The sequence below is a fragment of the Nocardioides sp. NPDC023903 genome, assembly GCF_040639295.1.
In the GTDB taxonomy this organism is placed as follows: domain Bacteria; phylum Actinomycetota; class Actinomycetes; order Propionibacteriales; family Nocardioidaceae; genus Nocardioides.
Window position 1 is genome coordinate 21,643 of sequence record NZ_JBEZZS010000047.1, and the last position, 11,721, is coordinate 33,363.

At 69.3% G+C, this 11,721-nt stretch carries 11 protein-coding genes; 10 read left to right on the plus strand and 1 reads right to left on the minus strand.

The window, feature by feature from the left end; genetic code table 11:
* Positions 1 to 79: 79 nt before the first annotated feature.
* The 9 genes from AB0F44_RS27840 to AB0F44_RS27880 all read left to right on the plus strand — a co-directional run bounded on the left by AB0F44_RS27840 (position 80) and on the right by AB0F44_RS27880 (position 9,668).
* Positions 80 to 1,222, plus strand: coding sequence for an ABC transporter ATP-binding protein (locus AB0F44_RS27840; protein ID WP_357360270.1), 1,143 nt, complete (start codon positions 80 to 82; stop codon positions 1,220 to 1,222).
* Positions 1,219 to 2,427 (plus strand): spermidine/putrescine ABC transporter substrate-binding protein, encoded by a 1,209-nt coding sequence (locus AB0F44_RS27845; RefSeq protein WP_357360272.1) that lies wholly within the window; start codon positions 1,219 to 1,221, stop codon positions 2,425 to 2,427. Before AB0F44_RS27840 ends, AB0F44_RS27845 begins: the two co-directional genes overlap by 4 nt.
* Positions 2,420 to 3,331 carry an ABC transporter permease gene (locus tag AB0F44_RS27850; RefSeq protein ID WP_357360274.1) on the plus strand — a complete coding sequence of 304 codons (912 nt, stop codon included), beginning with the start codon at positions 2,420 to 2,422 and terminating at the stop codon, positions 3,329 to 3,331. The genes AB0F44_RS27845 and AB0F44_RS27850 overlap by 8 nt, the downstream gene beginning before the upstream one ends.
* On the plus strand, positions 3,328 to 4,161 hold the full coding sequence (locus AB0F44_RS27855) for an ABC transporter permease (protein ID WP_357360276.1): 834 nt from the start codon (positions 3,328 to 3,330) through the stop codon (positions 4,159 to 4,161). Before AB0F44_RS27850 ends, AB0F44_RS27855 begins: the two co-directional genes overlap by 4 nt.
* The gene (locus AB0F44_RS27860; RefSeq protein ID WP_357360278.1) at positions 4,161 to 5,804 is read left to right on the plus strand and encodes an amidohydrolase; all 1,644 of its coding nucleotides are present in this window, start codon (positions 4,161 to 4,163) and stop codon (positions 5,802 to 5,804) included. The genes AB0F44_RS27855 and AB0F44_RS27860 overlap by 1 nt, the downstream gene beginning before the upstream one ends.
* A gap of 21 nt (positions 5,805 to 5,825) precedes the next feature.
* Complete coding sequence (locus tag AB0F44_RS27865) at positions 5,826 to 6,074, plus strand: zinc-ribbon domain-containing protein (RefSeq protein WP_357360280.1); 249 nt, start codon at positions 5,826 to 5,828, stop codon at positions 6,072 to 6,074.
* 105 nt (positions 6,075 to 6,179) lie between these two features.
* Positions 6,180 to 7,127, plus strand: a complete 948-nt coding sequence (locus tag AB0F44_RS27870; protein WP_357360282.1) for an intradiol ring-cleavage dioxygenase — start codon at positions 6,180 to 6,182, stop codon at positions 7,125 to 7,127.
* Positions 7,128 to 7,225: 98 nt separating this feature from the next.
* Positions 7,226 to 7,888, plus strand: coding sequence for a TetR/AcrR family transcriptional regulator (locus AB0F44_RS27875; protein WP_357360284.1), 663 nt, complete (start codon positions 7,226 to 7,228; stop codon positions 7,886 to 7,888).
* Positions 7,889 to 7,970: 82 nt separating this feature from the next.
* The gene (locus AB0F44_RS27880; RefSeq protein WP_357360286.1) at positions 7,971 to 9,668 is read left to right on the plus strand and encodes an NAD(P)/FAD-dependent oxidoreductase; all 1,698 of its coding nucleotides are present in this window, start codon (positions 7,971 to 7,973) and stop codon (positions 9,666 to 9,668) included.
* A gap of 58 nt (positions 9,669 to 9,726) precedes the next feature.
* Here AB0F44_RS27880 and AB0F44_RS27885 read toward each other — a convergent pair whose 3' ends face one another.
* Positions 9,727 to 11,268, minus strand: a complete 1,542-nt coding sequence (locus AB0F44_RS27885) for an AMP-binding protein (protein ID WP_357360288.1) — start codon at positions 11,266 to 11,268, stop codon at positions 9,727 to 9,729.
* A 104-nt stretch (positions 11,269 to 11,372) separates the two neighbouring features.
* Here AB0F44_RS27885 and AB0F44_RS27890 point away from each other — a divergent pair, with 104 nt between their 5' ends.
* Positions 11,373 to 11,645 carry a hypothetical protein gene (locus AB0F44_RS27890; RefSeq protein ID WP_357360290.1) on the plus strand — a complete coding sequence of 91 codons (273 nt, stop codon included), beginning with the start codon at positions 11,373 to 11,375 and terminating at the stop codon, positions 11,643 to 11,645.
* Positions 11,646 to 11,721: the final 76 nt, after the last annotated feature.

Sequence of the window (11,721 nt, forward strand, 5' to 3'; positions counted from 1 at the left end):
CTTTTACAACTGATTCCGTACTTTTCCCCGGATCCTGTGGTGGAATGCAGCGCTAAGTGAACAATCGACTGGAGCAGCGATGACCACGACAGCTACCCCGGACCCACCCTCCGGCTCGGTAACCATCACCGGCCTGACCAAGACCTATGGCCAGGCCACGGCGGTCGACGGCCTGGACCTCGAGATTCGGGCCGGCGAGTTCATCTCGCTGCTCGGCCCTTCGGGCTGCGGCAAGACCACGACGCTACGCATGATCGCCGGGTTCGAGAAGCCCGACGCCGGCAGCATCATCATCGGCGGCAAGGACGTGGTCAGGCTTGCGCCCTACCAGCGCGACGTGAACACGGTCTTCCAGGCGTACGCGCTGTTTCCGCACAAGTCCGTCGCGGAGAACGTCGCCTACGGCCTGCAGCAGCGCAAGACACCCAGGGCCGAGGTCCGCGAGCGGGTCGTCGAGGCGCTGCGGATGGTGCGCATGCTCGACTTCGCCGACCGCGGCCCGGCCCAGCTCTCCGGCGGCCAGCAGCAGCGAGTGGCGCTCGCCCGGGCGCTGGTCAACCGTCCCGGCGTCCTCCTTCTCGACGAGCCGCTGGGCGCCTTGGACCGCCAGCTGCGCGAGGAGATGCAGCTCGAGCTCAAGCTCCTCCAGTCCCGCCTCGGGATCACCTTCGTCTTCGTCACCCATGACCAGCACGAGGCGCTCGCGATGAGCGACCGGATCGCGATCATGCGCGCCGGCCGGATCGAGCAGCTCGCCGACGCCGAGACCGTCTACAACCAGCCCGCCAGCGCGTACGTCGCCGGCTTCGTCGGCCAGCAGAACTTCCTGCACGGCGAGGTCAGCGCCGACGGCACCACCGTCGAGACCCCGGTCGTGGTGGTCGAGGGTCCCGCGAAGCCCGACGGGAAGCCCGGCGAGGCCCACCAGGCCGCGATCCGCCCCGAGATGATCTCGATCGAGCCGCGGGCCGAGTCCGGGACGGTGACGGAGGGCCTCAACTCCGTCGCCGGCGAGGTCCTCCAGGTCTCCCCGCTCGGCGAGGTGATCCAGTACCTCGTCAAGGTCACCGATCAGCTCAGCCTGCTGATCCGTCGCCCCACCCACGGCGCCGCCCGGCTCTCCCCCGGCGACCCGGTCCTCTGCGGCTGGGCCGCCGAGGACGTACGTCTCTTCCCCCTCGACACCCCGCTCGACCCGTCCACCGCTAGGAGCCCACAGTGAACAAGCCTGAAAACAAGAGCGGCAACGTACGCATCCTGGCCAGCCATGCCGGCGCGCGAGCGATCCGCCAGGAGCTCTCGCGGCGCCACTTCCTGAGCCTGGCCGCTCTCGTCGGCGCCGGCGCCGCACTGAGCGCCTGCGGCTCGGACGGCGGTGGCGGGGCATCCAGCGCCGTCGAGCCGGGCGGCGGCGCGACCGGCGGTCCGATCGAGAAGTCGCTGTCGATCTACACCTGGGGCGACTACGACTCCCCCGAGGTGATCGACGCCTTCGGCAAGACAGGCCCGAAGGTGACGCTCGACTCCTACGGCTCCAACGAGGAGCTGATCTCGAAGCTGGTCGCGTCCGAGGGCACCAGCGGCTACGACATCGTCGTACCGACCGGGGTCTACATCCCGCAGCTGATCGAGAACGAGATCATCGTCCCGCTCAACAAGGACCTGATCCCCAACATGGCCAAGGTGGACCCGAAGTTCCTCGGCCAGGACTGGGACCCGGAGAACGAGTACTCGGTGTGCAAGTGCTGGGGCACCACCGGGTTCGTCTACGACACCACCGTGATCAAGCGCGACCTGGCGACGTGGAACGACTTCATCGACGCGATGCAGAACGAGGCCTCGGGCAAGACCTCGCTGCTCGACGACCCGCAGGGTGTCTCCGGCCTCTACTTCTGGGCCAACGACATCGACTGGAACACCGAGGACATGGCCGACTACGACGCCTACGAGACCGAGGCGGTCGAGAAGTGGGCGCCGCACATCGCCGGTTTCGACTCCTACCCGGCCACCGGCGCGATGCAGCAGAACACCTTCGCGCTGATGCAGAACTGGAACGGCGACTCCCGCCTCGGCATCCTCGAGCACAAGCAGCCCGACCGCTGGAAGTGGGTCCTGCCCGGCCCGACGACCGAGCTGTGGATGGACAACTGGTGCATCCCGACCGGCGCGCCCCACCCCGAAGCCGCCCACGCGTTCCTCGACTACGTGCTGGAGCCGGAGAACTCGTTCTTGGAGATGGACTACATCGGCTACAACACCGGCGCGCTGGGCATCGAAGAGATGGCCAAGGAGCGCAAGGTCGAGCTGCCCGAGATGATCTTCTTCACCGACGAGCAGCTCGCCACCATGAAGAACGGCGCCGTCAACGAGGCTCAGGACCGGCGTACGGAGGTCTACGACAAGCTGAAGGCCGCCGCCAGTGCGTAAGCGTCTCCCCGGTTTCGTCCTCGCCGTCCCGGCGTGGCTGTGGCTGACGGTCTTCTTCGTGGTGCCGTTCCTGCAGATCGCCTGGTTCAGCCTCGGTGAGAAGCCCGGGATGTTCGGCACCCACAGCAACGCGGTGATGTCGCTGGACCGCTATGCCGACGCGTTCAGCCCGACCTTCTTCATGATCTTCCGGGCGACGCTGTGGATGAGCGTGCTGGGGACCGTCGCCTGCCTGCTGATCGCGCTGCCGGCTGCGTACTTCATGGCGGTGAAGGTCCCCGCACACCGTCGCGGGCTGCTGGTCGCTCTGGTGATGGTCCCCTACTGGACCTCGTTCCTGATCCGGACGATCGGCTGGAAGGTGATCCTGTCCTCGGAGGGAGCCCTGGCCGGGTTCCTGACCGACGTCGGTCTGGTCGCCGATCCGCACGACCTGCTCAACACCCGCGGCGCGGTGCTCCTGGGCCTGATCTACAACTATCTGCCCCTGATGATCCTGCCGATGTACGTCGCCTTCGACCGCGTCGACAGCGCGCTCGGGGAGGCGTCCAAGGACCTCGGCGCCGACCGGGTGCGTACGTTCTTCCAGGTCACGCTGCCGTTGGCGCGGCCCGGGATCGTCGCCGGCATCATCCTGGTCTTCATCCCGATGATGGGCGACTACGTCACCCCGGCGGTCCTCGGCGGCGCGAAGGGCACGATGGTCGGCTCCCTGATCGCCAGCCAGTTCCTGACCGCGCAGAACTGGGCACTGGGCTCGGCCATGGCGGTCGTCCTCATCCTGCTCACGATGCTCATCGTCATCCTCGCCATCTCGCTGATGTGGGCCGTGGGATGGCTCCTGCACAGACGCAGCAAGTTGGTCATCGGAACCGCCCACACCAAGGAGGTGGCAACCGCATGAGCAGACCCTCTGGCACCAATCTCGCGCTCGGCGCGTGGACCACGCTGGTCTTCCTCTTCCTGTTCGCCCCGATCATCGTGATCGGCATCTACTCCTTCAACGGCGGCCGCCTGCTCACCGCCTGGGACGGCTTCAGCCTGGAGCCGTTCATGGCGATCATCGAGCGGCCGACCGTACGCCACACCGTCGCCGTCTCCCTGCAGACCGCCGTGGTCGCCGCGCTGCTGGCGAGCGTGCTCGGCACCCTGGCCGGCATGGCGATGGCGCGCTACCCGGGCCGCTGGGCGGGCCCGTTCACGCTGCTGTTGCTGCTGGTCTCGGTGACGCCCGAGATCGTCGACGGCATCGCGCTGCTCCCCTGGTTCGTGACGCTCGGGCAGGACTGGTCGCTGCTGCCGTTCAACAACGGCTACGTACGACTCGTGATCGGCCATTCGCTCTTCGCGACCGCGGTGGTGACCTACATCGTCCGGGCCCGCCTGGTCGGGCTGGACGCGTCGCTGGAGGAGGCCTCCGCGGACCTCTACGCGCGGCCGGTGGCGACCTTCTTCAAGGTCACGATCCCCCTCGTCGGCCCGGCGGTGCTGGCCGGTGGGCTGCTGGCCTTCACGCTGAGCCTCGACAACACGGTGATCTCCTCGTTCATCAACGTCTCCGGCACAACCTCGTGGCCCGTCTACGTGCTCTCGTCGGTCCGCTCCGGTCTCAAGCCCGAGATCGCCGCGGTGTCGACGATCCTGCTGGTCCTCACGCTCCTGGTCCTCGGCCTGGTGGCGCTCGTGCTCAAGCGCTCGGGCTCCTCGGTCACCGACACCATGGCCGTCAACTGATGGGCTCTGACGCCCTCCCGGCGGACCTGCTGCTGCGCGGTGGCCGCGTGCTGCGGGAGGGCCGCTGGGAGGACGCGGCTCTCGCCGTCCACGACGGGCGCATCGCGGCCATCGGCGAGGATCTCGACGCTCTGGCCGGCCCGGAGACGGTGGTCGAGGAGCTCGACGGCCGGTGGGTCCTGCCCGCCTTCCACGACTCCCACGTGCACCCGATCCAGGCCGGGCTGGAGATGATCCAGTGCGACCTCACCGGGCTGTCGACGCTCGCGGGCTATCTGGATGCCATCGGGGCCTACGCCGCGGCCAACCCGGAGCGCGCCTGGGTCACCGGCGGTGGCTGGTCGATGGATTCCTTCCCGGGCGGGGTGCCGAGCGCCGAGCCGCTCGACCGGCTCCTTCCCGACCGGCCGGTCTTCCTGCCCAACCGCGACCACCACTCCGCATGGGTGAACAGCCGCGCGCTCGAGATCGCCGGCATCGATGCGGAAACGCCCGATCCGGCCGACGGGCGCATCGAGCGTGACGCCGCCGGTCGGCCCACCGGCGCGCTGCATGAGGGTGCGATGGCGCTGGTCGGCTCTCTGGTCCCCGCTCCGACCCCGGCCGACCTCGCCGAGGCGCTGCTCACCGCGCAGCGCCATCTCCACTCCGTCGGCATCGTGGGCTGGCAGGACGCGCTGGTCGGCGCCGGTCTCGGCATGCCGGACTCGCTGCCGACCTACCTTGCGGCCAAGGGCTCCGGCGCGCTCACCGCGAAGGTCGTCCTCGCCCAGTGGTGGCACCGCGACCGCGGCCTGGAGCAGTTGCCCGAGCTGATCGAACGCCGTGCCCTGGCGGCGCGGGCCGGGCTCGATGCTGCCAGCGTCAAGATCATGCAGGACGGCGTCTGCGAGACGCACACGGCCGCCATGCTCGACCCCTACCTCGACTCCCACGGCCATCTCACCGACAACCGCGGGCTCTCGTTCATCCCGGCCGAGGCTCTAGCCGCCTACGTCGCGGCGCTGGACGCGGCCGGGTTCCAGGCGCACATCCACGCGCTCGGCGACCGGGCGGTGCGCGACAGCCTGGACGCGATCGAGCACGCACGTGAGGTCAACGGGGCCAGCGGGCTGCGGCACCATCTGGCCCATGTCCAGGTCGTCGACGCAACCGACGTCCCGCGGTTCGCCGAGCTCGAGGTCACCGCCAACATCCAGCCGCTGTGGGCGTGCCGGGACGAGGCGGTGGAGGTGCTGACCCTGCCGTTCCTGGCACCGGCTGCCAGGAAGCAGCAGTACGTGTTCGGGTCGCTGCTGCGTACCGGTGCCCGGATCGCGTGCGGCAGCGACTGGCCCGTCTCCGACCCGGCGCCGCTGCTCGGCATGCACGTCGCGGTCAACCGCCGCTCCCCCGACCAGCCCGCCGACGCCGCCCCGCTGCTACCAGAGGAGGCGCTGACAGTCGCCGAGGCCGTCGCCGGCTACACCACCGGCACCGCCTACCTGAACCGTCTCGAAGGCTCGACCGGCCGGATCGAGACCGGGTACGCAGCCGACCTGATCGTCGTCGACCACGACATCCTCAGCGAGGACACGATCGCCCTCGCCCAGACCCGGGTGACGAACACCTACGTCGACGGTCGTGAGGTCCACCGGCGCTGATCGCGTGCAAGACTCGTCGGCATGATCATCTTCGGGCTCAAGACCTACACGCGACTGCTGGCCACGCTCTCGCTGGTCTGTCCCCACTGCCGCCAGCAGGCAGCCCATCGCCTGTTCGAGGTCGTCAACAAGTTCACCCTCTTCTTCATCCCGCTTGTCCCCGTGAGCAAGTCGCGCCGGATGGACTGCACCTACTGCGGCTACGCCTCGAAGGTGACCAAGGAGCAGGCGGCGCAGCTCATGTCCGCCCCGCGCCCGAGCGTCGGCTGACCCTCCGCTGCCTTCACAGGCACCCCACAGCCGGGGCAGGAGGTCCTCACGGATCGCGACGTCAGAGTCAGGTCAACGCACCAGGACCGACATCGAGGAGAACCCATGAGCCGCGTACCCGAGCCCCAGAACACCCCGCAAGGCCCCGCCTATGAAGGTCGCCTGCTGGCCCGCCCCGAGGAGGAGGTGGTCGACCAGGGTGCCGGCTTCGACATCTCGACGCTGCTGAGCCGCCGCCGGATCCTCGGGCTCGTCGGGATCGGGGTCGGAGCCGCCGCTCTGGCCGCCTGCGGGGCGGGCTCCTCGAGCACCTCCACCGGCGGCTCCGCGGCCAACACCTCGACGACCGCCGACGGCGAGATCCCGCAGGAGACCAACGGCCCCTACCCGGCCGACGGGACCAACGGCACCAATGTGCTGACCGAGTCCGGGATCGTACGCAGCGACATCACCTCCAGCCTCGACGGCGGCACCACGGTCGAGGGAGTGCCGCTCGAGTTCACCTTCACCGTGACCGACATGGCCAACGACAACGGGCCCTTCGAGGGCGTCGCCGTCTACCTGTGGCAGTGCGACGCGCTGGGCCGCTACTCGATGTACTCCGAGGGCGTCGAGGACGAGACGTACCTCCGCGGTGTCCAGGTCGCCGACTCCAAGGGCCAGGTGACCTTCAAGACCATCGTCCCCGGCTGCTACGACGGCCGCTGGACGCACATGCACTTCGAGGTCTACCCCGACGCCGACTCGGCCACGACCGGCGAGAACGCGATCGCCACCTCGCAGGTCGCCTTCCCGGAGAAGATGCTCACCAAGGTCTATGAAGAGGACGCCTACGAGGGCTCCGCCGAGAACCTGACCAAGGTCAGCCTCGACACCGACAACGTCTTCAGCGACGGCTACGACCTCGAGATGGGCAAGTTCAGCGGCAGCCCGAGCGCCGGCTACCAGGGCTCGCTCTCCGTCGCCGTCGACACCACCACCGAGGCCTCCATGGGCGGCGCGCCGGGTGGCGGCGGCGAGGGCGGCGCTCCGCCCGAGCCCCCGACCGAGTAACTCGTCCAGACGACCCCCGCCGAGTCGGCGCTACTGTCCCAGGCTCGCGGGACACCCACACCCGGGTGGCCACGCGGCCTGCGCCCTACCCTGATCGGGTGAACGACGCCCAGAATCCGAAGGATCCGGCCGGCGACGCCGCGGCCCGCGGGACGCGTCGACGGGAGCGAACCCGCGCCCGGGTGCTCGACGCCGCCGAGCAGTTGCTGTCGCAGCACGCCCCCGAGGAGATCCGGATCGAGGACGTCGCCACCCTGGCGGGGATCTCTCCGGCCTCGGTCTATGTGCACTTCGGCACCAAGGACGGGCTGATGGCAGCCGTCACCGAGCGAGTGCTGACGGTGGCCACCGAGACCCTCCGGTCGGCCTACGCCGCGCAGACGACTCCGCTCGAGCGCTTCGCCGGCGTCGGGTCGGCCTACCTGAAGCTGCTGCTGGAGCACCCGACGGTTGTGAAGTACCTGATGGTCACCGGCGAACGAGGCCCCCGGTCGGCGGTGGAGGATCAGGTCGTCGAGAGGTTCAGCGAGTTGCGGGGCGAGTTCGAGCAGAGCATCCGCGATGCGGTGGACTCCGGCGCGATCCGGAAGGTGGATCCGGAGCTGTTGTCCTACTTCCTCTTCGGATCCTGGAACGGGGTGGCCGCGCTGGCGTTGCGCCGGGACGCATTGGCGGTGGAGCCCGAGCGCGTCGAGCTGGCCGTGATCGAAGCCGGCCTGGTTTTGCTCGAGGGTCTGATCCAGGCTCCGCCTCCCGCCTGACAGACAGCGGGTCTTGGCGGAACGGGTCGAAACGAGTTAACTGGAGTCCGACTCCAAATAACTGCTCCGAAAGCGACCGGTGATGACGCAGACTGCGACACCCCCCACTCCGGGCCACGAGGCCGACGACGACACCTGGGATGCCGTGGTGGTGGGCGCCGGGCCGGGCGGCCTCACCTGCGCGGCCTACCTCGCAGCCAACGGCAAGCGGGTCCTGGTGCTCGAGGCCAACCAGGTCGTCGGCGGCAGCACCCAGGTCTTCCGCCGCGCAGGCAACAAGTTCGAGTTCGACGTCGGCACCCACTACGTCGGCGAGTGCGGCCCCGGCGGTCGGATGCAGACCGCGCTGTCCGGCCTCGCGCTGACCGAGCGGATCAAGTGGCTGCGCCAGCGACCCGAGGGCCACTGCCAGGTGATGATCCCTGGCACCACCTTCCAGACGCCGACCGGCTGGGACACCTACCTCGAGCGGCTCATCGCGGCCTTCCCCAGCGAGGAGGCTGGGCTGCGCCGCTGCGTACGGATCATGCGGATCATCGCCGCCGGGGAGCAGCCGCGGCTGCGCCTCTACCACCTGCTGCGCTGGGGCATCCGGCCGATCACGAAGCTGATGGACGCCTGCGGACTGAGCGCCGACGCGCAGGCCGTGATCCTCGCAGAGAACGGCGACTACACCTGGCCGCCTTACCGCACGCCCACCGCGATGCACGCCGGCTTCCTCCACCACTACCTCCAGGCCGGCGCCTACTACCCGCGCGGCGGCGGGCAGGTCATCGGCGCCCACCTCACCGACGTGATCAGCACGCACGGTGGCCGGGTGCGCACCAAGGCCCGCGTCGAGAGGATCCTCATCGAGGACGGACGGGCGGTCGGCGTACGTCTGGCCGACGGCGAGGAGATCCGCGCGGAAGTCGTCGTCTCCGCCGCGGACTTCAAGAAGACCTGGGCCGACCTGGTCGGCGACGAGCACCTGACCCGCCGCCTGCGGCGCCGGCTCAACGATCTCGAGATGACGCTGCCGATGTTCGCGGTCTACGTCGCCCTCGACGTCGACCTGCGCGAACGCGGCACGCCGCCGCTGGCGTGGGTGTGGCCCACCAACGACGTCGACGGCTACTACCGCGAGGTCGAGGCGGGCCGCTGTCCCGACCAGATGCCCGTCGGGATCAGCTGCCCCACCGCCAAGGACCCCGAGGGTACGCACTCGGCGCCGGCGGGGTACTCCACGCTCGAGCTGGTCAGCTGGGCACCGAAGGACCACGAGTTCTGGAACGTCTCCGATGATCCCTCCGACGGAGCGTCGTACGGCCGCGACGAGCGCTACCTCCAGCTCAAGGAGCAGCTCACCCAGCGGGTGCTCGACACTGCCGAGCTGATGATCCCGGACATCCGCGAGCGGATGGTCTTCTGCGAGGCCTCCACGCCGATCACCCAGGAGCGCTTCACGTCGACCAGCGACGGCTCCTGCTACGGCATCGCGCCGCTGATCAAGAACCTCGGCCCCTTCCGGCCGCGGGTCACCACCCACATCCCCGGGCTGTTCCTCGCCGGCGGCAGCACAGAGCACATGTTCGGCATCAACGCCACGATCTGGGGCGGCATGGGCACCGCCAGTGCGGTGCTCGGTCGCGACCTCGTCGCAGAGGTACGCGACGGCGCGGTCTTCGTGGATGAGGCCGACCTGACCCCGATCACCGACGACTTCGACCCGCTCCTGGCCTCGAAGCCGGGCTCGGTGATCCGTCGGGCCGCCCGACGTCGCCCCAGGGCGACGGCCTGAGCGACCCGCCGTCCGGTGCACGGGGTGAGCGCGAGGCTCATCCCGTGCGCCAGATCGTCTAGTTGACCTTGCGCTCGCGATCGCCCCAGTAGGGCTCGCGAAGCTTGAACTTCTGCAGCTTGCCGGTGGCCGTACGTGCCAGGGAGTCGCGGAACTCGACGACGGTGGGCGCCTTGTAGCCGGCGGCTCGCTCCTTGCACCAGGCGATCAGCTCCTCCTGGGTCGCCTGCGCGCCCTCGGCGAGGACGACGAGAGCCAGGATGGTCTCACCCCACTTCTCGCTGGGGATGCCGATGACGGCCACCTCGGCGACCGAGGGGTGCAGGAAGAGGACGTCCTCGACCTCGGCGCTCGAGACGTTCTCGCCGCCGGTGATGATCACGTCCTTGATGCGGTCGGAGATGGTGAGGTAGCCGTCGTCGCCGAGGCTGCCGCCGTCGCCGGTGTGGAACCAGCCGTCGGCCAGCGCCTTCTCGGTCTCCTCCGGCTTCTCCCAGTAGCCCTCGAGCACGACGTTGGACCGGGCCAGGACCTCCTTGTCGGGCGAGATGTCGAGGCTCACGCCGATCGCGGGCGCGCCGGCGCGGGTCAGCTTCGCGGCGCGCTCCATCGGGTCGAGGTCGTCCCACTCGGCGCGGGTGCGGTTGATGGTCAGCAGCGGCGAAGTCTCGGTGAGGCCGTAGATCTGGATGAACTCCCAGCCGAGCTCCTCCTGGACGCGTACGACCGTCTTCGTGGGCGGCGGCGCACCGGCCATGATGATCCGGACCTTGTCCCGCCCGGGGATCTCGCCCTCGGTGGCCTGCCACTGCGGAAGCGCGTCGAGCACGGCGGCCGCCACCGCGGGGGCGGCGCACATGTAGGTGACTCCGTGGTCGCGTACGCGGCGCAGGATCTCCATCCCGTCGACCTTGCGCAGCACGATGTGCTTGATGCCGAGGCCGGTCGCCGCGAACGGCATCCCCCAGCCGTTGGCGTGGAACATCGGCAGGGTGTGGAGGTAGACGTCGCGGTCGTTGCAGCCGGCGTGCAGCGCGAAGGTCAGCGCGTTGGTCCAGATGTTGCGGTGGGTGATCTGCACGCCCTTGGGCCGGGCGGTGGTGCCGGAGGTGTAGTTGATCGCCGCGGTCGCGTTCTCGTCCGGCTCCCACGGGTTCGGCTCGACGCCCTCCTCGGCGTAGAGGTTGGTGTCGTCGCCGAGCACGAACCGATGCTTCGCGGTCACGTCCTTCAGGGCCTCGTCGACCTCGGGGTCGACCCAGAGCACCGAGGCGCCGGACTGCTCCACGATGTAGGAGACCTCGTCGGGACGGAGGCGGAAGTTGACGGGCACCAGGACGCGGCCGTAGCCGGAGACGCCGTAGAACGCGGTCAGCAGTCGCGCGGAGTTGTGGGAGACGATCGCGACCCGCTCCCCCACCCCGACGCCGAGCTCGTCGAGCCTCGCCGCCATCCGCTTCGCGAGCGACTTCATCTCGGCGTACGTCACCTCCCCGAGAGGGGCCGCCGGCTGGTCGGGCTCGTCGACGATGCCCACGCGCTCGCCGTAGACGGATGCGGCACGGTCGATGAAGTCGTTGACGCTGAACGGGACGAACACGGGCGTTACCTCCAGGTGCAAGTGGTGACCCGGATCACTGTATCGATGAGAGGTCTCTCATGGACCCCCACATCGGACAGGTGGTCAGGCACTATCGGAGGGTCATGTCCCGCACCCTGAAACTCGTCCTCCCGCTGGTCGTCCTGGTGGCGGTCGGCGTCTACCTGGCCGGCTCCTTCGCCGGAGCCTCCGACAACGACCCGCCGCCGCGCGAGCCCGTCGTGCTGCCCTCGGAGACCGTCTCGCCCTCCTCGCCCGGATCTCCGGGATCCTCCTCGAGCACGGATCCCTCGGGTGTCCCGGTCGTCACCCCTGGTCCCGTCGACGATGATGATGACGACGACGATGACCGCGACGACCGCCATGACGACGACTGACCCTCAGCCTCCCGGGACCACACCGCCCCCGCCGCGCCGGGGGCTGTCCGTGCGCGCCCGGATCACGGCGTCCGTG

Bases quoted from the DNA above. Each gene is read 5' to 3' on its own strand.
- AB0F44_RS27840 (WP_357360270.1), top strand. From the start codon at position 80: ATGACCACGACAGCTACCCCGGACCCACCCTCCGGCTCGGTAACCATC.
- AB0F44_RS27855 (WP_357360276.1), top strand. From the start codon at position 3,328: ATGAGCAGACCCTCTGGCACCAATCTCGCGCTCGGCGCGTGGACCACG.
- AB0F44_RS27860 (WP_357360278.1), top strand. From the start codon at position 4,161: ATGGGCTCTGACGCCCTCCCGGCGGACCTGCTGCTGCGCGGTGGCCGC.
- AB0F44_RS27865 (WP_357360280.1), top strand. From the start codon at position 5,826: ATGATCATCTTCGGGCTCAAGACCTACACGCGACTGCTGGCCACGCTC.
- AB0F44_RS27870 (WP_357360282.1), top strand. From the start codon at position 6,180: ATGAGCCGCGTACCCGAGCCCCAGAACACCCCGCAAGGCCCCGCCTAT.
- AB0F44_RS27880 (WP_357360286.1), top strand. From the start codon at position 7,971: ATGACGCAGACTGCGACACCCCCCACTCCGGGCCACGAGGCCGACGAC.
- AB0F44_RS27890 (WP_357360290.1), top strand. From the start codon at position 11,373: ATGTCCCGCACCCTGAAACTCGTCCTCCCGCTGGTCGTCCTGGTGGCG.